The following is a 19739-nucleotide window of genomic DNA, read 5'->3' on the forward strand; positions in this document are numbered from 1 at the left end:
AGCGCGGCTTTATTCAGCTGCCCACCAGCGCGGAGAACTCGTCGGCGGCTCTGGTCACATTCACTCTGGTGACCTCATAGTCGGCTACGGCCTGGAAAGCATCCTCCAGCAGAACGGTGTTCAGCCGTTCACGATCGATATCGTTCGCGATGATCACGCCGCCAGTGCGGGGATCTTTGCGGCCGGCAGCAATAAAAACGCCCGCGGCGAAATATTTATCCAGCCAGGCTAAATGCGCATCCAGTACGGCATCCACTTCGTCCATCGGGCGGGTATAGGTCAGGCTAACAATATACATAGTGACTCCAGCTAGATTGCAGATTTAGGGTTTGCCAGTTCGCTGATTAGCGGCAGCAGAATTTTAACGGTAGTGCGCGTGCGCTGGGTGATGCGTCCCGGTAACCAGCGGTCGAGCCAGGCGAGGTTATCCAGCGACGCCTGATGGCGGCTGGTGCCCTGCGGGAAGTGGCGACTGGCGGCACGCTGCTGCTGACCATCCTTGTTGCCCAGATCCCAGTTAGCGGCGCGTACGCTAAGCAACGGGAAACCGGCCTTATCGAACAGATCTTCCGCTGGCGGCTTGCGCGCTTCGCCGCTGGTGGTGGCGGCCAGCCCGTACTGGCGGGCAATGGCCAGCGCGCGATCGCGCGTTTGTCTGGCTACGGCTTTTGGCGTGGCGCTGCCGCTGTCAAAATAGAGTTTATCGCCCACAATCAGGCTGTCCAGGCTAATGACCAGCAGGGTATTTTTCTTCTCTTCCGGCTTCAGGCGGTCGAGATAATCCTGCTCGCCCTGATGGCCTGACTCTTCGCCGCTCAGGGCGACAAAGCGCAGGCTGTAGTGCAGAGGAACCTTACTCAGCCGCTGCGCCAGCTCCAGCATCACGCCCAGCCCGGAGGCGTTATCGTCCGCTCCCTGCAGCGTCAGGCCGCCCAGGTTATGCTGGCGATCGCTGTCGCTCAGCGGCAGGTAAGTATCCGTGTGGGTCACAATGACGATTTGCTGCGGCACTTTGCCCGCCCGCGCCGCGATAACAGAGGTGGCGGTGACGTTGCCGGGCGTCAGGCGGCCATCCTGAGAGCGGTACTGATAGCTGGCGTTAAAGTTGCGTTTGTTGCTCTCATAGCCCATGCTGCTGAACTGGTGTTGCAGGTAGTCTGCGGCCAGCATTTCTGCCGGGCTGCCCGCCATGCGGCCTGGAAAATAGGTAGCGATATGGCGCAGCTGCTGTTCAGCGAAGTGGCCTTCAGGCTGACTGGCGGCCTGAAGAGGAAAAATAGCACCGCAGCTGAGCAGCACGGCTAGCGCGCGCAGGCGGAGTCGGGAAAACATGGCTTATCCTTAGTCGTCATCCTGTGACGTTCTGGCGAAAAGATTTACGCGAACAGTATGAAAGTGTGATGGCGATTGCACAATTTCAATCTCTCTGAAATGTCCTAAATATCATCCGTTAAGCACATTTTGTCTGATGCTTTGCCAAAACGTTATTCCATTCAGTAACTACTCATTCCAATTAGTAATTTCATAAGGCTTAAGCCAGGGCCGTATAGTCTCGTTAACATTGTGTAAATAACGAAAAAGGCCGACGTGGATTATCTCCCAATTTTTGCTGACATCCGAAACAAACCGGTGCTGATTGTCGGCGGCGGGGACGTGGCTGCTCGCAAGATTGAGCTGCTGCGTCGTGCGGGTGCAAAGGTGCAGATTGCTGCCCGAGCGCTGTGCGAGGAACTGACCGCGTTGGAAAACATCGGCTCCGTCAGTTGGGTCGCCAAAGCCTATCAAACCTCGCTGCTGGATAGCGTCTGGCTGGTGATTGCCGCGACGGACGACAGCGCGCTTAATGCCCGTGTGTATACCGAAGCCAGCGAGCGTCAGCTGCTGGTCAACGTAGTAGACGATCAGCCCAAGTGTTCCTTTATCTTCCCTTCGATTGTTGACCGTTCGCCGCTGGTTGTGGCGATCTCCTCCAGCGGCACCGCGCCGGTGCTGGCGCGCCTGCTGCGCGAGAAGCTGGAGGCCCTGCTGCCCGCGAACCTTGGCCAGATGGCGTCTATCGCCGGTCAGTGGCGGCATAAAGTGAAGCAGCGGTTCGACAAGATGTCAGCACGCCGCCGCTTCTGGGAGGCGGCCTTCAACGGTCTGTTTGCCAGCCAGGTCGCCTCCGGCAATATCGAGGGCGCAAAACGCACGCTGGATACGCAGCTGGAGAACCCGGACGCCGGCGAAGGCGAGATCATCCTGGTTGGCGCAGGCCCTGGCGATCCGGGGCTGCTGACGCTGCGCGGCTTGCAGGTGATGCAGCTGGCGGACGTGGTGCTGTATGACCATCTGGTCAGCGACGAAATTCTGGACCTGGTGCGGCGCGACGCCGATCGCATCTGCGTTGGTAAGCGCGCCAGTGCGCACAGCGTTACCCAGCAAGAGACCAATCGTCTGCTGGTGGAACTGGCGAAACAAGGTAAACGCGTGGTGCGGCTGAAGGGCGGCGACCCGTTTATTTTTGGTCGCGGCGGCGAAGAGCTACAGGCGGCCGTTGAGGCCGGTATTCCTTTCCAGGTGGTGCCCGGCGTGACCGCTGCCGCCGGGGCTACTGCCTATGCGGGCATCCCGCTGACCCACCGTGACTATGCGCAGAGCGCGATGTTTATTACCGGTCACTGCCGCACTGACGGCGAAGGTATCGACTGGCCGTCGATGGCGCGCAGCCGCCAGACGCTGGCTATCTACATGGGCACCGTGAAGGCGGCGGAGATTTCCGCGCAGCTTATCGCGCATGGTCGTAACGCCCAAACGCCGGTGGCGGTGATTGGCCGCGGGACACGTCAGGATCAGCAGGTGCTGACCGGGACGCTGGAAGAATTAGAAGCATTAGCGCAGCGCGCCCCGACGCCGGCGCTGTTGGTTGTGGGGGAAGTGGTCAACCTGCACCAGCAGTTGGCATGGTTTCAACATTCAGCACAGCGAGACGGACGTGACTCCGCCGTTGTGAATTTGGCTTGAGGAAAGATTATGGATCAAAAACGACTCACTCACCTGCGTCAACTGGAAGCGGAAAGTATCCATATCATCCGTGAAGTGGCGGCGGAGTTTGGCAACCCGGTGATGATGTACTCCATCGGCAAGGACTCTTCCGTGATGCTGCACCTGGCGCGCAAAGCGTTTTATCCCGGCACGCTGCCGTTTCCGCTGCTGCATGTGGATACCGGCTGGAAATTCCGTGAAATGTACGAGTTCCGCGACCGCACGGTGAAAAACATCGGCGCTGAGCTGCTGGTACATAAAAACCCGGAAGGCGTGGCGATGGGGATCAACCCGTTTGTGCACGGCAGCGCCAAGCATACCGATATCATGAAAACCGAAGGCCTGAAGCAGGCGCTGAATAAATATGGTTTCGACGCCGCTTTTGGCGGTGCCCGCCGTGATGAAGAAAAATCGCGGGCCAAAGAGCGTATTTACTCGTTCCGCGATCGTTTCCACCGCTGGGATCCGAAGAATCAGCGTCCTGAGCTGTGGCACAACTATAACGGCCAGATCAACAAAGGCGAAAGCATCCGCGTGTTCCCGCTCTCCAACTGGACTGAGCTGGATATCTGGCAGTATATCTTCCTGGAAAACATTGAGATTGTGCCGCTGTATCTGGCCGCAGAGCGCCCGGTACTGGAGCGTGACGGTATGCTGATGATGATTGATGACGATCGTATTGATCTCCAGCCTGGCGAAGTGATTAAACAGCGGATGGTGCGTTTCCGCACGCTTGGCTGCTGGCCGCTGACCGGTGCGGTGGAATCCGAAGCGCAGACGCTGCCTTCGATCATTGAAGAGATGCTGGTTTCCACCACCAGTGAACGTCAGGGCCGCGTAATTGACCGCGACCAGTCCGGCTCAATGGAGCTGAAGAAACGCCAGGGTTATTTCTAAGGAGCCGAGATGAATACCGTCATTGCACAACAAATTGCCGAACAGGGCGGCGTCGAAGCCTGGCTCCACGCTCAGCAGCATAAAAGCCTGCTGCGCTTTCTGACCTGTGGCAGCGTCGACGATGGCAAGAGCACGCTGATTGGCCGCCTGCTCCACGATACCCGTCAGATTTATGAAGATCAGCTCTCTTCGCTGCATAATGACAGCAAGCGTCACGGGACGCAGGGTGAAAAGCTGGATCTGGCGCTGCTGGTGGATGGCCTGCAGGCCGAACGCGAACAGGGCATCACTATTGATGTGGCCTACCGCTATTTCTCTACCGAAAAGCGCAAATTTATTATCGCCGACACGCCAGGGCACGAGCAGTACACCCGCAACATGGCGACCGGCGCTTCAACCTGCGATCTGGCTATCCTGCTGATTGACGCGCGTAAAGGCGTGCTGGATCAGACTCGCCGCCACAGCTTTATCTCTACGCTGCTGGGCATCAAACACCTGATTGTAGCGATCAATAAAATGGATCTGGTTGAGTACAGCGAAGCTACCTTCGAGCAGATCAAACAGGATTACCTGGACTTTGCCGGTCAGCTGCCAGCCGATCTCGATATCCGCTTTGTACCCCTGTCGGCGCTGGAAGGCGAAAATGTTGCCTCCCCAGGCGAGGCGATGAGCTGGTATACCGGCCCAACGCTGCTGGACGTGCTGGAGACGGTGGAAGTGCATCGCGTGGTGGAAAATCAGCCGATGCGTTTCCCGGTGCAGTACGTTAACCGGCCAAACCTGGATTTTCGTGGCTATGCCGGTACGCTGGCTTCGGGCCTGGTGACCGTCGGCCAGCGCGTCAAGGTGCTGCCTTCAGGCGTTGAATCCACCGTGGCCCGCATCGTCACCTTTGATGGCGATCTGGACGTGGCGCAGGCGGGTGAAGCGATTACCCTGGTGCTGAAGGATGAGATTGATATCAGCCGTGGCGACCTGCTGGTCGCCGCCGACGCCGTACTGAAGCCGGTGCAGGCCGCATTGGTCGACGTGGTATGGATGGCCGAGCAGCCGCTGGTGCCGGGCCAGAGCTACGATATTAAGATTGCCGGTAAGAAAACCCGCGCTCGAGTGGAGAAGATCCGCCATCAGGTTGAGATTAACAGCCTGGCTGAGCATGACACGGAGAGCCTGCCGCTGAACGGTATCGGCCTGGTCGACCTGACGTTTGATGAGCCGATGGTGCTGGATAACTATCAGGAAAACCCGGTTACCGGCGGGATGATCTTAATCGACCGCCTGAGCAACGTGACCGTAGGCGCTGGCATGGTCCGTGAGCCGCAGCATGATGTGCAACAGGATCGCGGTGATTTCAGCGCATTTGAGCTGGAGCTGAACGCGCTGGTTCGCCGTCACTTCCCGCACTGGGGCGCACGCGATCTTCTGGGCGGCAAATAAGATGGCGGCGGAACACGATGAAAACGTCATCTGGCATTCGCACGCGGTAACGCGTGCGCAGCGCGAGGAGCAGCACGGACACAAAGGCGTGCTGCTGTGGTTTACCGGCCTCTCGGGCTCTGGAAAATCCACCGTGGCCGGCGCTGTCGAGCAGGCGCTGCACCAGCTGGGCGTCAGCACCTATCTGCTGGACGGGGACAATGTCCGCCACGGCCTGTGTCGTGATCTCGGCTTTAGTGATGATGACCGTAAAGAAAATATCCGCCGGGTGGGCGAAGTGGCCAGGCTGATGGTCGATGCCGGGCTGGTGGTGCTGAGCGCCTTTATCTCTCCTCACCGTGCGGAACGACAGATGGTGCGGGATATGCTGGGAGAAGGGCGTTTTATCGAGGTGTTTGTCGACACGCCGCTGGCGATCTGTGAAGCCCGCGATCCGAAAGGGCTGTACAAGAAGGCGCGGGCTGGCGAGCTGCGTAATTTTACCGGTATTGATGGCGTTTATGAGGCGCCCGCGCAGGCTGAAATTCATCTTGATGGCGAGCAGGCGGTCCCCGCTCTGCTGGTACAGGTGCTGAAACGGCTGCGCAGTGACGGCGTGATGACATCCTGAAGTCAAAAAAAAAGAGCTTTCCCTGCGGAAAGCTCAAGAGGCACATAAAGACAAGTTGGCTAGATTTTAAGATTGCAGGCTCTGCCAGATAAAGAGGTCGTAGCCTGCCCCTTTGAGCCATACAACGTATTATTGATTCCTGCTTTAACAATGACTTCCTGCATTTCGCGAGACGTTTTCATATGTCTCTCCAGCAGCATACGATTTTTATGATTGATCTCATTTGAACGTATCACTACCTGGGTGATTTCATGCCAGCAGCTTGCCAGCCGGGGATGCCGCGCGTAAGGGGCCGCTATCGCCATCGCTCCTTCTTGTTGTTGCCGTTGCGCATCATGCCAGGCAACGGTGGATAATAAGCGGCTTTTTGCATCCGAAACCCTTTGTAGCGACACCGGATTAATCTTCAGTGCGCTAAGCTGGCTATTCTCTTCCTGCAAGGTGACCAGCAAACTCTCCAGCGTGCTCTGTAACGTCATCAACGTGGTGTGTAAGTTTTCCATCGGGAACCCGTGAATCAATAAACATCCCGCAACATAGCTTCCGCGATCTTATCGCTGTCGATCAGATACTCCCCTGAGGCGAGGGCCTGAGTCACTTGTTCTATGCGCTCAAAGTCCACATCCTGCGATGTGTCGCGCATGATATTGATCGCTTCGGCACTGATTTTCACCGTGCTGCCTTTTTCGCTACTCTGAACCGGTTCTGCCGTCTGCGGCTGGGCTTTGCCAGGCAGCCTGAGATCGCGCTGGGCCAGGCTGGTGATTTGCGAAGTGGGTTGTGCCCGTTCGATAGTCATGGTGATCCTCATCATTTTGCTGTTATATCCGCCAATGCTAGTAATAACGGTACAAAGCAGAAAAAACTAAAATCAATTTACCGGATTAATTAGCACATCGCCGTTTTCGTTCACTTTTCCGGCAACGATTTTGCCTGAATTCAACCGCACCCGCAGCGTGCCGTGCTGCGTCGCATTGTCCAGCGCTTTCCCCTGGGCGCGGATCCTGAAGCCTTCACCGGTCGTGATCGCATCCACTTTTGCACCGCTCACCACTTTCCAGCGTTTGCGCAGCACATTTTCCGTCAGCGGCTGGCCGGACTGCATGTTGCGGGTAATGACAGCGCCAGTCACCGCGTTGGTGGAAAAGAGCAGCCCGCTGGGCAAATGCTCCAGCGACCCCCTGCGAGGACGAATATCCTCTGAGGTCAGAACATGCCCTTTTTTTAGCGGCCGACTGGTGACCCAGTAGCTCCCTTCAGCCGCAATATGAATCTGGATGAAACGTTTTTTTTCGCCGCAGCGTACGGCAACGCTGCGCTTGCCGGCAAGGCGGTTCCCCGCAGGCAGGGTTATGTCTGGCTTTTCACATAGCGTAGCCAGCTGTTCAGGCGGCGTAAGGAGGGTAACGTGTTGCACAATATTATTACCTGACGCGCTGCTGGCGGTATTTAACATCCCGGCAATACGAATCGTTAACGGATTTATAACCGGCGTTTTAGCATGGGATATCATGGTATTTACTATCAGTAACAGTATGCTAATAATCAAAAATAAGACTCGCGGCGTTGCCATACTCAACAGCATCCTGAAAGAAAGATAAACAGTAAATATTCCGATGAGAGATAAGTATACAGGAGAGGAGAAGTAAACAATGTGGTTTGAAACGCGCATTTTTGAGGCTATATGTATCGTTAGCCGGTTAATAACGCCAGAAAAAATTAAGCCGTGAAATGCCACTGTATTTGTGCTGACTTTGCAGTTTAAAAAAATGCCTTCTGCACGTAGACTGATCTCATGATTTGTTAAAAGGGAGCGTTAAGGATAAATCATGCTTGATAAGCTAGATAATGATTTACGATTTCAGCAGGAAGCGCTAAAACTCCTCAATCACCGTCAGGAAATATTAGCTTCTAATATTGCTAATGCCGATACGCCAGGCTATATGGCCCGGGATATCGATTTTTCACAATCACTTAAAAATGTATTAGAGCAACAGAAAAATGTCGCCGGGCCATTAACGTTGAATATGACTTCCAGTCGTCATATTAAAGCGGAGGCTGCCCCCTTTGCCAACAGTGAATTGCTTTATCGTGTTCCCGATCAGCCCTCCGCGGATGGTAATACGGTAGATATGGATCGCGAGCGCGTTAATTTTGCTGATAACTCGGTTAAATATCAGTCCAACTTAACTTTTCTCGGCGCGCAATTTAAAAGCATGATGACCGTCCTCAGCCAGGGATAAGGATAGTAATGTCAATTTTCAATGTATTTGATATTTCAGGTTCGGCGATGCGCGCACAGTCGCAGCGACTTAATGTCAGCGCCAGCAATATGGCCAACGCAGAAAGCGTTACCAGCGCGGATGGTCAGCCCTATCGGGCGAAGCACGTCATTTTTCAAAGCAGCAGCCAGGGGATCGGCGGCGTCCATGTCAGTGAAGTGGTTGAGAGCCAGTCTGAGGGCAAGCTGGTCTATGAGCCGGGTAATCCGCTGGCGAACGATAAAGGCTATGTGCGGATGCCGGATATCGACGTGATAGGTGAAATGGTCAATACCATCTCAGCCTCTCGCAGCTATCAGGCCAATGTTGAGGTGATGAATACGGCGAAATCACTGATGCTGAAAACCCTGACGTTAGGCCAGTAAGGAGCAGTGACATGGCAGTTTCAGCGGTAATGAACAGCACGACACAGTCAGGCAGCGTCGCGAAAACAACCAGCGGCGAAAGTACCTCCTCCTCAGGAGGGGTGGGGATGGGGTCCAGCGTTGACGAGTTAATGAATAATTTTATGACGCTGCTGGTTGCCCAGATGCAAAACCAGGACCCGACTAATCCGATGGATAACAATCAGCTGACCACGCAGCTGGCGCAGTTCAATACGGCGGCAGGCGTTCAGCAGTTGAACGGCACCTTAAACGGCGTGGGGATGCTGGTCACCAGTATGCAGCAGATGAATGCCGCCGACTGGGTAGGACGTCATGTGCTGATTGAGGGCGACTCCGTAGTTTCTACCGCGGAAGATGGCAATAAAGAGTTTGCCTTCTCGGTAAACAGCGGCGTCGACAAAGTGACGGTGACCTTAACGGACAGCGCGGGCAATGCTTATACCGCCGAGCTGAATGAGGTGAAAGCGGGGGTGAATAAATATTCCCTGTCCGATCTGAGCAATTTCCAGCCAGCCGATCCTCGCGACATGGATGGCGCCAGCTTCACGGTAACTTACGCTGCCGTCAATGACGATGGCTCTAAACCTGAAATCACCGCCCTGAAAAAAGCCAAAGTTGAAGGCGTCTCCTTTACCCAATCCGGCGCGGAACTTCAGCTGGGCCTGGACGGTACTGCGTCACTGGGCGAAGTTTACATGATTGAGTAACCCCCACAACGCTGTTTTACACATTTAATACTTAGGGAAAAAGTAATGAGTTTTTCACAAGGTCTTAGTGGCTTAAATGCTGCTTTATCGGCTCTGGACGTGGTGGGTAATAACATCGCCAACTCGCAGACCGTAGGGTTCAAATCTGGTTCTATCGCTTTCGCGGATGTCTTTGCCGGTTCACAGATTGGCATGGGCGTTCAGGTTTCCTCCGTTAATCAGAACTTCAGCGATGGGGTGCTGGGGCAGGGCAATACCAGCCTGGATATGGGGATTCAGGGCAACGGTTTCTTCCGTCTGACCGATGAAGCCGGACGGGCCTTTTACAGCCGTAACGGCCAGTTCAAAACCGATGCTAACGGCTACATCATCAATAATCAGAATATGTTCTTAACCGGCTATCAGGCTACCGGTACGCCGCCGTCTATCCAGGCCGGCGCGGCTATTGGCCCGATTCAGATCCCAACCGGCGAGATGATGGCGAAAGCCTCTGACAGCGGCACCATGCGCGGCAACCTCGATTCCGGCACCGAAGTGGTTGATCAGACCGCAAACCCGTTCGATCCCTCTGACGCCAACAGCTACAGTTCGGTTAACCAGGTGACCGCTTATGACAGCCTCGGCAATGAGCATACGGTCAACGTTTATTTCGTTAAAACCGGCGATAACACCTGGAAAGCCTACTCCAGCGACACCACCTCTCCGGCTACGGCGGGCGGTGACGTCACCTATGGTGAGCTGGACCTGACGTTTGATGCTTCCGGCCAGCTGACGACCACTCCCGCTTCGTTGAACGTGCAGAGCGACAGCTGGAAAGGAGCCAATCCGCTGGACTTTAATCTGAATATGGCCGGGATGACTCAGCAGGCTACCGAAACCGCCATGTCCAGCCCGTCCACTAACGGCTATCCGCCGGGACTGATGAACGGCTACACCGTCGGGGATGGCGGCCAGATCATCGCGTCTTATGATAACGGCGAAAAGCAGATTCTGGGCCAGGTCGTGCTGAGCAACTTTACCAATCCGGGCGGCCTTTCCTCTTCCGGCAACAACTGCTGGCAGGAGACGCCAGAATCAGGGCAGCCGGTTGAAGGCCTGGCCGGTACAGGCAACCTCGGTAGCCTGTACGGCAACAAGCTGGAGGCGTCGAATGTGGATCTGAGCAAAGAGATGGTCAGTATGATCATTTATCAGCGCAACTATCAGTCCAACTCCCAGACGATTAAAACCCAGTCTGAGCTGTTGCAGACGCTCGTCAACCTGCGTTAAGGATTCATCGTATGGATCATGCCATCTATACCGCGTTGGGGGCAGCGAACGCCTCGCTCAACCGACAGGCCGTTACCGCCAACAACCTGGCGAACGTTTCCACCAGCGGCTTTCGTGCACAGGTCGCCGCATTTCGCGCGGTAGCGGTGGAGGGGGACTCAATACCAACCAGGACGCTGGTGACGGCGTCCACCCCCTACAACGACTACAGCGTTGGCACGATTAATACCACCGGGCGGTCGCTGGACGTGGCGCTGCCGCAGGATGGCTGGCTGGCGGTTCAGATGTCGGATGGCCGGGAAGCCTATACCCGCAACGGCAACATCGAAATCGACAGTGAAGGAGCGCTGACCGTTCGCGGTTTGCCACTACTCGGCGATGGCGGCCCGATTGCTGCGCCGCCTCAGGCGCAGCTAACCATCGCGCCAGATGGATCCATCACCGCGCTGGGCGCCGGGGATGAACCCTCTGCGCTGGCGCTGGTAGGTAAGATCAAAATAGTTAATGCCGGACCCTATACGTTACAAAACGGCGACGATGGCCTGTTTCACGTTACCGCCAGCGCGGCGGCTGAAAGGGGGGAAACGCTGCCCGCCGATCTTCAGATGAAGCTCACGCCTGGCGCGCTGGAAAGCAGCAACGTCAGCCCAGTGAAATCAATGGTCGAAATGATCGCCAATGCCCGTGGCTTTGATATGAATATGAAGATCATTTCTGCGGTGGACGACAACGAGAAAAAATCTAATCAGCTACTGAACTTAGGTTAATTCTCAGCAAGGAGAGAGTCGTTATGATCCGTTCTTTATGGATTGCTAAAACTGGTCTGGAAGCTCAGCAGACCAATATGGATGTGATATCCAACAACCTCGCTAACGTCAGTACTAATGGTTTTAAACGTCAGCGGGCAGTATTTGAAGATTTACTGTATCAAACGCTACGCCAGCCGGGCGCTCAGTCTTCTGAACAAACCACTATTCCCTCTGGCTTACAGCTGGGCACCGGCGTGAGGCCTGTCGCCACCGAGCGCATTCACAGCCAGGGCGGTCTGACTCAGACCAATAACAGTAAGGATGTGGCGATTCAGGGGGAAGGCTTTTTCCAGGTGCTATTGCCTGATGGCAGCACAGGATATACCCGCGATGGCTCGTTCCAGTTCGACCAGAATGGGCAGTTGGTTACCGCCAACGGCTATCAGATCCAACCGGCTATTTCTATCCCTCAGGATGCGCAAACGTTGACGGTGGGCAATGATGGCATTGTCAGCGTGACGATTGCCGGACAGACCGCGCCGCAGCAGGTAGGCCAGTTGACCTTAAGCTCGTTTATCAATAATTCCGGGCTGGAAAGCATAGGTGAGAATTTGTATCGCGAAACGCAATCTTCCGGTGCGCCAAATGAGTCAACGCCCGGTCTGAACGGCACCGGGACGCTGAAGCAAGGCTATGTTGAAACCTCCAACGTTAACGTGGCCGAAGAGCTGGTCAATATGATCCAGACTCAGCGCGCCTACGAAATTAACAGCAAAGCGGTTTCAACCTCCGATCAGATGCTGCAACGTCTGTCTCAACTCTAATCATTGCCCTGACCCCGGCTTGGTATCAAGCCGGGGCGTAACCGATTTCACCCTGGTGTAAACATGAAAAAGACCCTCTGCTCAGGGAAATGTGCTGAGAGTAACGACGTCAGTAATACGCTGATGAAAGGACTTGTTAAAAGCCAGCGGTTCGCCGTGATGCTGACATTTTTACTGTCTGGCTGTGCTTACTTACCCCACAAACCACTGGTAGCGGGAGCTACCACGGCCAGCCCGATGCAGATTGACCAACCTGAGGTCACGCACGGCTCTATTTTCCAGAGCGGGCAGCTGATGAACTATGGTTATCAGCCGATGTTTGAAGATCGGCGCCCAAGAAACGTTGGCGATACGCTGACGATCATTTTGCAGGAAAACGTCAGCGCCAGTAAAAGCTCGTCAGCCAACGCCTCGCGCGATGCGAAGAGCGGATTATCGTTTGAAACCGTCCCCAAGCTTCTTTCCGGCCTGTTTGGCGGCGACAAAGCCAATACCTCCATTAACGGCAATAACGACTTTTCCGGCAAGGGCGGGGCCGCCGCTAAAAATACCTTCAGCGGAACGATTACCGTCACGGTGAATCAGGTACTGGCTAACGGTAATCTGAATGTGGTTGGAGAAAAGCAGATCGCCATCAATCAGGGAACTGAATTCATCCGCTTTTCCGGGGTAGTCAATCCGCGCACGATCAGCGGCAACAATGCGGTTGTCTCTACCTTAGTGTCGGATGCCCGGATTGAATACGTCGGCAACGGTTATATCAATGAGTCGCAGCAGATGGGCTGGTTGCAGCGTTTCTTCCTTAATATCTCTCCTTTTTGAATGAAAACAATGAAGACATCCTCACTCGTATTAATCCTGGGACTGGTGTTCACCAGCCTGGGGGGATTCCTGCCTGCGGCTCATGGCGAACGAATTCGTGATTTAACCTCGATCCAGGGCATCCGCAGTAATACGGTGATGGGCTATGGATTAGTGGTGGGGCTGGACGGCACGGGAGATCAGACCATGCAAACGCCGTTCACCACCCAGAGCCTGAACAACATGCTGTCGCAGCTTGGCATCACCGTGCCGGCGGGCACCAATATGCAGCTGAAAAACGTTGCGGCGGTGATAGTGACCGCTGAGCTGCCGCCTTTTTCCCGACCCGGCGAGAAAATCGACGTCGTGGTGTCGTCAATGGGTAATGCCAAAAGTCTTCGCGGCGGCACGCTACTGATGACGCCGCTTAAAGGCGTGGATAATCAGATTTACGCGCTGGCGCAGGGCAACCTGTTGGTTTCCGGCGCGGGCGCGCAGGGGGGAGGAAGCAGCGTGCAGGTTAACCAGTTGAACGGCGCTCGTATCAGCGGCGGCGCCACGATTGAGCGCGACGTGCCAATGAACTACAGCGAACAGTCCACGCTCAAGCTCCAGTTGCATAATGAAGATTTTGGCGTGGCGCAGCAAATTAGCGATGAAATTAACCGCCGCTTGGGCCAGAACGTGGCCGAGGCGGAAGATGCCCGGGTGATTACTCTTTCGGCGCCGCTCAGCCGGGCCGCACGCGTGCGTTTTCTGGCTACGGTGCAGGATATTCCGATCAATGTAGGGGCGACGGATGCCAGAGTCATTATCAACTCCCGCACCGGTTCAATCGTGATGAACCGTCATGTCAAACTTGATTTCTGTGCGGTGGCGCAGGGCGATCTGACCGTTGAGGTTGCGGCGAATAATACGATCAGCCAGCCAGATACGCCGCTTGCCGGTGGTCAGACGGTGGTTGCTCCCGGCGCCGATGTCTCGGTGCGGGATGAGGGCGGGGCATTGCATCGGGTGAACACCAGTACCGACCTTAACAAGGTAATCCGGGCATTGAACCAGCTTGGCGCAACGCCGAACGATCTGATGGCGATTCTGCAATCGATGAAAAGCGCTGGCTGCCTGCGCGCCAGGCTGGAGATTAACTGATGAGCGACAATTTATCCTCTGTTGGTGCAGCCTTTGATGCCCGTTCGCTGGAGGCGATCAAGCGGGTGGCGCGGGAGGACCCGCAAAGCGGCCTGAAGGCGGCAGCAAAGCAGATGGAAGGGCTGTTTGTGCAGATGATGCTGAAAAGTATGCGGCAGGCGATGCCGAAAGGCGGCCTGTTCGACAGCCAGCAGTCAGAGATGTTTACCTCGATGCTGGATCAGCAGGTGGCCCAGGCGGTTGCCTCTCAGGGCAAGATGGGGTTTGCCGGGAGTATGTTAAAAAGTTTAGGCGGCGATAGCCAGAACGTTGAGCAGGCCAGGACAGGCGCGCCTCTGCTTAACGATCTACAGAGGCAGATGTTTGCCCGATTCTCCGATTCCCCTCTTGATGCCCTTAACCGCGCTATACCTGATGAAGGCGCACAGGAAAACAGCGCGGCCGAACGTCCAACCGGGCCGGTTCGCAATAATGCCAGCTTTATTGCCAAAATGTCGGCGCCAGCGAGGGAAGTGGCACAGAAGAGCGGCATCCCGCACCAGTTGATTATTGCTCAGGCGGCGCTGGAGTCAGGATGGGGTCATCGCGAGATCCCAACCAGCACTGGCGCGCCGAGCCATAATTTATTCGGTATTAAAGCGACCCCTGACTGGAAAGGGGCCACCACGGAAATAATGACTACCGAATATATCAATGGCGTACGCACGAAAATAAAAGCGGCGTTCCGGGTCTACAGCTCTTATTCTGAAGGATTAGCGGATTACACGGCATTATTGATGCGTAATCCACGCTATGAAAAAGTTTTGCAGTCAACCTCTGCCGAAATGGGGGCGCAGGCCTTACAGGCAGGCGGTTACGCTACCGATCCGCAATATGCGAATAAATTGATCTCAATCATAAGTAATGTCAGGAATGAATTAAACAGAACCGCCAAATCCTACAGCAGCGATCTTTATTCATTATTTTAATCTGAGGGTTTTAGTTTTCTCAGAACTCACCGATATATATAGTGAATGGCTGATTTACCTAAGAAGAATCTTATTACCCTTTTCACGATAAATAATAGCGGTAAATATGAACTTGATGAATATTGCCCAGAGTGGGCTGAGCTCAGCACAAGCAGCACTGAATGTTGTCGGTAATAACATTAATAATGCCTTCAGCGGCAGCTCAACGGATCCTTTTATCAGTGGCTACAGTCGGCAGAGCATTATGCTCGGCCAGGCTGGCGGTAAAACCACTAGCTACGGTTTCTTTGGCTATGGCGTACAGGTGGATGGCGTGCAGCGTGCATATAATGGATTTATCACTAATCAGGTTCGTGGTGCTGCCACGGAGTACCATTCATTAAATAGCCGCTATGAGCAGCTCAGTCAGATCGATAATATGCTGGGCGATGATACCTCGAATATCTCATCTTCACTGAACAACATCTTCTCTGCGCTGGAGAAAATGAGCAGTGACCCGGTGAATCAGGCTGCCCGCCAGGAAACGCTGGCGCAGTTTAAATCGATCGCCAGCCAGTTTAAAAGCAGTAGCAAGACCCTCAATGGCCTGGAAAAAAGCACCAATACCCAGATTACCCAGAACGTTGACGATCTTAACTCCTATACGGAACAGCTGGCGAAACTCAATGCGGACATCGCTAAAATCAATGCGCAGACCGACGGTTTCCCGGCGGATTTGCTCGATCGCCGCGATAATTTACTGACTAAGATCAGCCAGATTACCGGCATCAAAGTGGATGAAAATAACAGCAACGGTACGGTCAACGTTACGTTATCTAACGGCATGCCGCTGGTTAATGGTTCACGATCCTATCAGCTGGATGCCTCCTCTTCTGTGGAGAACCCGGCTAAAACGGTGGTCTCCTATATAGATGCCTCCGGCAATAAAATTCCCCTCGACGAAGAGAAAATGAGCGGCGGTAAGCTGGGGGGATTGTTTAAATTCCGCAATCACGATCTGGTGGATGCGCGCAACCAGCTGAACCAGTTGGCATTGCAGATGGCGAATAAATTCAATGAAGTCAATAAGGCGGGGTATGACCTGAATGGCGATGCGGGCGGCGATATCTTCTCCTTCGCCGATCCGGTTGCGCTGGCTAACCGTAATAATGCGGGCGACGCCAGTATGAATGTGACCTTCAGCGACATCACCGGGATAAAGGCGACCGATTATACGCTGGTGTTTAAAGGCCCTGGTCAGAGTGACTGGGAGATTACTCGCGCCGACGGCTCTGTTGTAACCCCAACCATCGGCGGGAGCGGCGAGTTGGAATTTGACGGCCTTTCCATCCAGCTGGCCGGCACGCCGGAGGTGGGCGACAACTTCCTGCTGAATCCGGTCGCTGGCGCCGCTGACAGTATCGGTGTCGCGATCGTCGACGGAAATCAGATTGCCGCCTCCAGCTCTGCCGATCCTGATGACGAAAGTAATAATGAAAACATCAAAGAGCTGATTGCCATCAAGAATGAGGCGGTAGTGGGTAAAGCAACCCTTAGCGATGCTTATGCCAGCCTGGCCAGCTCGGTGGGGTCTTCCACTTCATCGCTGGAAGGGACGCTGGAAACCAGTGCTACCACTGCGGATCAGTTTATCAATCAGCAGCAGGCGATTTCTGGCGTCGACCTCAATGAGGAGTACGTCAATCTGGAGATGTTTTCGCAATATTACAACGCTAATGCTCAGGTCTTAAAAACGGCGACCTCGCTGTTTGACACCATTCTTAGCATCAGGTAATAGCGCGCCCTGTGGGGCGCAAGTCACTCATTCGATCACAGGAAATTGCGATGCGACTCAGTTCCCATTATATGTTTCAGCGTAGCATCACCAGCATGTCTGACGCGATGACCAACAATAACCGGATCTATAACAGCCTCTCTGCCGGGCAGACCTTACTGAAACCGTCGGATGACCCTGCGGGCGCTTCGCAGGCCATCGTTTATCAGAATGCGCTGTCAACTATGGATCAGTATGAGACGGCCAGAACCTACGCCCAGGATGCCCTCGGGCAGCAGGATACGGTTCTTACCTCCATGAGCAATATTCTCACCAAAAATCTGATGGAGAAGATTATTGCCGGGGGGAATGGCGTGTACTCCCAGGCCGATCGTGAAGTGCTGGCCACTGAACTGGAAGGTATTCGTAAGAACCTGATGGATTTGGGGAATACTAAAAACAGCAATGGCCGCTATATCTTCTCTGGCTACAAAACGGCCACCAAACCTTTCGAGGCCGATGGCCTGTATCGAGGTGGCGATACGCCCCTCAGCCAGGGGGTGGCGGATAGCACCACCATGCAGGTAGGACATACCGGCGCCGAGGTGTTTCTCAGTGGCTCGTCGGATGATGTGTTTGCCGCGCTTGATAAGGCGATCAACGCCCTGAAAAATCCGCTGGAGACAGACGAAGATCGTGAAGCGTTACAAAAGAGCCTGGACGAGTCCAATGTCTCTATTAAAAATGCAATCGACAATCTCGGTAAAGTTCAGGCTGATGTGGGCACCAGTTTGCAGCAGTTGGAGCGCCTGAACTATACCAGCGCGCAGGAGAGAATCCAGCTGCAAACCCGCCTGCAACAAACCGTGGGATCGGACCCCGATACCTGGACGCAGCTGGTGGGCGAATCGAAAATGTCTGATTTTGCCATGACTGCCTCAATGACGGTTTTCCAGGCGATGCAAAAAATGTCTATTTTCGCCCTTATGAAGTAACGTTTTAATAAATATGATGCATTAATCCCCCCAGACAAAAATGTTTATATTTTTACTGTCTGGATTCGTGAGGTTTTATAAGGATAGTTGCCGTGTTAATGCGGTTAATACGGCGGCACGTTAAGGATTTCTATGTTTAAAAATATTAAAGTATCAACAGGAATATACACCATCATCGGAATGTTTATGCTATTCCTGGTGTTGCTGATGACCATGAGTTTTTACATGGGCCAGAAGGGAAGTAATAATTTTAACGACAGTTTTACTAACTCAGCCAATATTATTACGCTTAAACAGTCTATGGCCGACCTCAATCGGGGGCTGGCGCAGGTTAATGCCATCATGTTGCAGTCTGCGTTGAATCGTGAACTGGAAGAGGATGATGTTAAAGGCGCCCGCGAATACTTCTCTACGGCAAAAAACGATATTAATGCCTTCATGAACTCACCTTTTCTCCACGATAATGAAAAAGCGATGGCTGAGGGTATTCGGGACGTGATTTATCGCATTCTTGATGCCAGTCAGACCAAGCTGGACTATGCGCTGAATCCTTCGCAATCGCCCGACCAGATGCATTCAGAAATAAAAAATCGTCAGGAACTGTACGAAAAAGCCACCGCTTATTCAAAGCTTAATGATGAGATGAGTAAGGACTTTGTTCAGCAGGCAAAACAGGATTATAAGAATATTGTACTGATCATTATCTTTGCCAGCGTGGTCTCCTTGGTCTTACTGGTGGTGACGCGCATCTGGCTGAAGCAGGCGCTGTTTGTGCCGCTGCAGAAAACCTCTGGCTGGCTACAGTTGATCGCTGGCGGCACGCTAACGGAAAAGGTACATGTCGATCGCAAAAATGAAATCGGCATTATGCTGAACGAGCTGGAAAATATGCGTGAGGCGTTAACCGAGACGGTATCCGGTATTCGTAACGGCGTGGATCGCATTCATCGCAGTTCGGGCGAGATTGTCAGCGGCAATACCGATCTCTCTTCCCGTACTGAAGAACAGGCTTCGGCGCTGCAACAGACGGCGGCGAGCATGGAAGAGCTAAAAATCACCGTACGTCAGAATGCCGATAATGCCTATACCGCACGGCAAATTGCCGAAAGCGCCAGCACCAGTGCGCGTCATGGTGGCGATGTGATGGTCACGCTTGACGATATTATGCGGCAGATTATGGAAAGCTCGCGTCAGATTGCCGATATCAACAGCGTGATCGACAGTATCGCTAACCAGACTAACATCCTGGCGCTGAACGCCGCGGTTGAGGCCGCCAGAGCTGGCGAGCAGGGCAGAGGTTTTGCGGTGGTAGCGGGAGAAGTCCGCAACCTGGCGAAACGTAGCGCAGATGCTGCGAAAGAGAGTCGGGCGCTGATCACCACCTGTGTGGCGAATATGAATACGGGGTCTCAGCAGGTAGAGAAAGCCGGTATGGCGATGAAGGATATTGTCAAATCCGTCGTTCAGGTCACCGATATTATGGCCGAAATTACCTCCGCCTCGGATGAACAGAGTACCGGCATTAATCAGATAGCTCAGGCAGTGAATGAGATGGATCTGGTGACTCAGCAGAATGCCTCAATGGTTGAAGAGTCGGCCACGGCGGCCAATAATATGGAAGAGCAGGTCGAGCAGCTTGGCGAACTGGTTTCGCAATTCAAAGTTGATGAAAGCGAGCTGAATAATAAATCTTCCGACAAGATTTATAAACAGACTCAGCTGCCGACTATTTTGCCAAAAAGTAAAAAAATTAGTCATCATGATCATGCCGATGACGATCGGTGGGAAACCTTTTGAATAACTCAAATTAGGTGAATTCCTGAGCGCTTATCTGGCTATGTGAATGAGGTAAGGTCGGCGATAATACTCGCGTGGACCTTACTAATTG

The 19739-nt window shown here is 53.9% G+C and carries 21 protein-coding genes; 16 read left to right on the forward strand and 5 right to left on the reverse strand.

What is annotated here, in order from left to right; translation table 11 throughout:
- Positions 1-13 precede the first annotated feature (13 nt).
- Positions 14-298, reverse strand: coding sequence for a YciI family protein (locus NG99_RS11580; RefSeq protein ID WP_034892541.1), 285 nt, complete (start codon positions 296-298; stop codon positions 14-16).
- Positions 299-309: 11 nt separating this feature from the next.
- A complete protein-coding gene (locus NG99_RS11585; RefSeq protein WP_034892544.1) occupies positions 310-1332 on the reverse strand; it encodes an aminopeptidase in 1023 nt (340 codons plus the stop codon).
- Positions 1333-1587: 255 nt separating this feature from the next.
- On the opposite strand from NG99_RS11585, the gene cysG reads away from it, so the two are divergent.
- Genes cysG through cysC form a run of 4 tightly spaced genes read left to right on the forward strand, consistent with a single transcriptional unit; the run spans position 1588 to position 5968 of the window.
- Positions 1588-3003, forward strand: coding sequence for a siroheme synthase CysG (cysG, locus tag NG99_RS11590; protein WP_034892547.1), 1416 nt, complete (start codon positions 1588-1590; stop codon positions 3001-3003).
- 9 nt (positions 3004-3012) lie between these two features.
- On the forward strand, positions 3013-3921 hold the full coding sequence (gene cysD / locus NG99_RS11595; RefSeq protein ID WP_034892549.1) for a sulfate adenylyltransferase subunit CysD: 909 nt from the start codon (positions 3013-3015) through the stop codon (positions 3919-3921).
- A 9-nt stretch (positions 3922-3930) separates the two neighbouring features.
- The gene (cysN, locus tag NG99_RS11600; protein ID WP_034892552.1) at positions 3931-5358 is read left to right on the forward strand and encodes a sulfate adenylyltransferase subunit CysN; all 1428 of its coding nucleotides are present in this window, start codon (positions 3931-3933) and stop codon (positions 5356-5358) included.
- A 1-nt stretch (position 5359) separates the two neighbouring features.
- A complete protein-coding gene (gene cysC / locus NG99_RS11605) occupies positions 5360-5968 on the forward strand; it encodes an adenylyl-sulfate kinase (protein ID WP_034892555.1) in 609 nt (202 codons plus the stop codon).
- 59 nt (positions 5969-6027) lie between these two features.
- Here the strand turns inward: cysC and NG99_RS11610 are convergent, their stop codons facing one another.
- The 3 genes from NG99_RS11610 to flgA all read right to left on the reverse strand — a co-directional run bounded on the left by NG99_RS11610 (position 6028) and on the right by flgA (position 7481).
- Positions 6028-6471, reverse strand: coding sequence for a flagella synthesis protein FlgN (locus NG99_RS11610; RefSeq protein ID WP_034892558.1), 444 nt, complete (start codon positions 6469-6471; stop codon positions 6028-6030).
- A gap of 14 nt (positions 6472-6485) precedes the next feature.
- The gene (gene flgM / locus NG99_RS11615; RefSeq protein ID WP_034892561.1) at positions 6486-6767 is read right to left on the reverse strand and encodes a flagellar biosynthesis anti-sigma factor FlgM; all 282 of its coding nucleotides are present in this window, start codon (positions 6765-6767) and stop codon (positions 6486-6488) included.
- Positions 6768-6839: 72 nt separating this feature from the next.
- Positions 6840-7481: a flagellar basal body P-ring formation chaperone FlgA gene (gene flgA / locus NG99_RS11620; protein ID WP_072017587.1), complete on the reverse strand. Its 642-nt coding sequence runs from the start codon at positions 7479-7481 to the stop codon at positions 6840-6842.
- 316 nt (positions 7482-7797) lie between these two features.
- Here flgA and flgB point away from each other — a divergent pair, with 316 nt between their 5' ends.
- The 12 genes from flgB (at position 7798) to NG99_RS11680 (ending at position 19648) form a co-directional block, all read left to right on the forward strand.
- Complete coding sequence (gene flgB / locus NG99_RS11625; RefSeq protein WP_034892563.1) at positions 7798-8211, forward strand: flagellar basal body rod protein FlgB; 414 nt, start codon at positions 7798-7800, stop codon at positions 8209-8211.
- Between the two features lie 8 nt (positions 8212-8219).
- The gene (flgC, locus tag NG99_RS11630; RefSeq protein ID WP_034892566.1) at positions 8220-8615 is read left to right on the forward strand and encodes a flagellar basal body rod protein FlgC; all 396 of its coding nucleotides are present in this window, start codon (positions 8220-8222) and stop codon (positions 8613-8615) included.
- A gap of 11 nt (positions 8616-8626) precedes the next feature.
- Complete coding sequence (locus tag NG99_RS11635) at positions 8627-9343, forward strand: flagellar hook assembly protein FlgD (RefSeq protein WP_034892569.1); 717 nt, start codon at positions 8627-8629, stop codon at positions 9341-9343.
- Between the two features lie 45 nt (positions 9344-9388).
- On the forward strand, positions 9389-10612 hold the full coding sequence (gene flgE / locus NG99_RS11640) for a flagellar hook protein FlgE (protein ID WP_034892572.1): 1224 nt from the start codon (positions 9389-9391) through the stop codon (positions 10610-10612).
- Between the two features lie 11 nt (positions 10613-10623).
- Positions 10624-11379, forward strand: coding sequence for a flagellar basal body rod protein FlgF (locus NG99_RS11645; protein WP_034892573.1), 756 nt, complete (start codon positions 10624-10626; stop codon positions 11377-11379).
- Between the two features lie 23 nt (positions 11380-11402).
- Positions 11403-12185 carry a flagellar basal-body rod protein FlgG gene (gene flgG / locus NG99_RS11650; protein ID WP_034892576.1) on the forward strand — a complete coding sequence of 261 codons (783 nt, stop codon included), beginning with the start codon at positions 11403-11405 and terminating at the stop codon, positions 12183-12185.
- A 123-nt stretch (positions 12186-12308) separates the two neighbouring features.
- Entirely contained in the window at positions 12309-13007 is a 699-nt protein-coding gene (locus NG99_RS11655; RefSeq protein WP_034892864.1) for a flagellar basal body L-ring protein FlgH, read from the forward strand.
- A gap of 9 nt (positions 13008-13016) precedes the next feature.
- Positions 13017-14135: a flagellar basal body P-ring protein FlgI gene (locus NG99_RS11660; protein ID WP_034892867.1), complete on the forward strand. Its 1119-nt coding sequence runs from the start codon at positions 13017-13019 to the stop codon at positions 14133-14135.
- Complete coding sequence (gene flgJ / locus NG99_RS11665; RefSeq protein WP_034892579.1) at positions 14135-15103, forward strand: flagellar assembly peptidoglycan hydrolase FlgJ; 969 nt, start codon at positions 14135-14137, stop codon at positions 15101-15103. The genes NG99_RS11660 and flgJ overlap by 1 nt, the downstream gene beginning before the upstream one ends.
- A 106-nt stretch (positions 15104-15209) precedes the next feature.
- Positions 15210-16877: a flagellar hook-associated protein FlgK gene (flgK, locus tag NG99_RS11670; RefSeq protein WP_034892582.1), complete on the forward strand. Its 1668-nt coding sequence runs from the start codon at positions 15210-15212 to the stop codon at positions 16875-16877.
- Positions 16878-16927: 50 nt separating this feature from the next.
- Positions 16928-17851, forward strand: coding sequence for a flagellar hook-associated protein FlgL (gene flgL / locus NG99_RS11675; RefSeq protein ID WP_034892585.1), 924 nt, complete (start codon positions 16928-16930; stop codon positions 17849-17851).
- 132 nt (positions 17852-17983) lie between these two features.
- Positions 17984-19648 carry a methyl-accepting chemotaxis protein gene (locus NG99_RS11680; RefSeq protein WP_034892589.1) on the forward strand — a complete coding sequence of 555 codons (1665 nt, stop codon included), beginning with the start codon at positions 17984-17986 and terminating at the stop codon, positions 19646-19648.
- The last annotated feature ends 91 nt before the right edge of the window (positions 19649-19739 follow it).

Source organism: Erwinia typographi (assembly GCF_000773975.1).
In the GTDB taxonomy this organism is placed as follows: domain Bacteria; phylum Pseudomonadota; class Gammaproteobacteria; order Enterobacterales; family Enterobacteriaceae; genus Erwinia; species Erwinia typographi.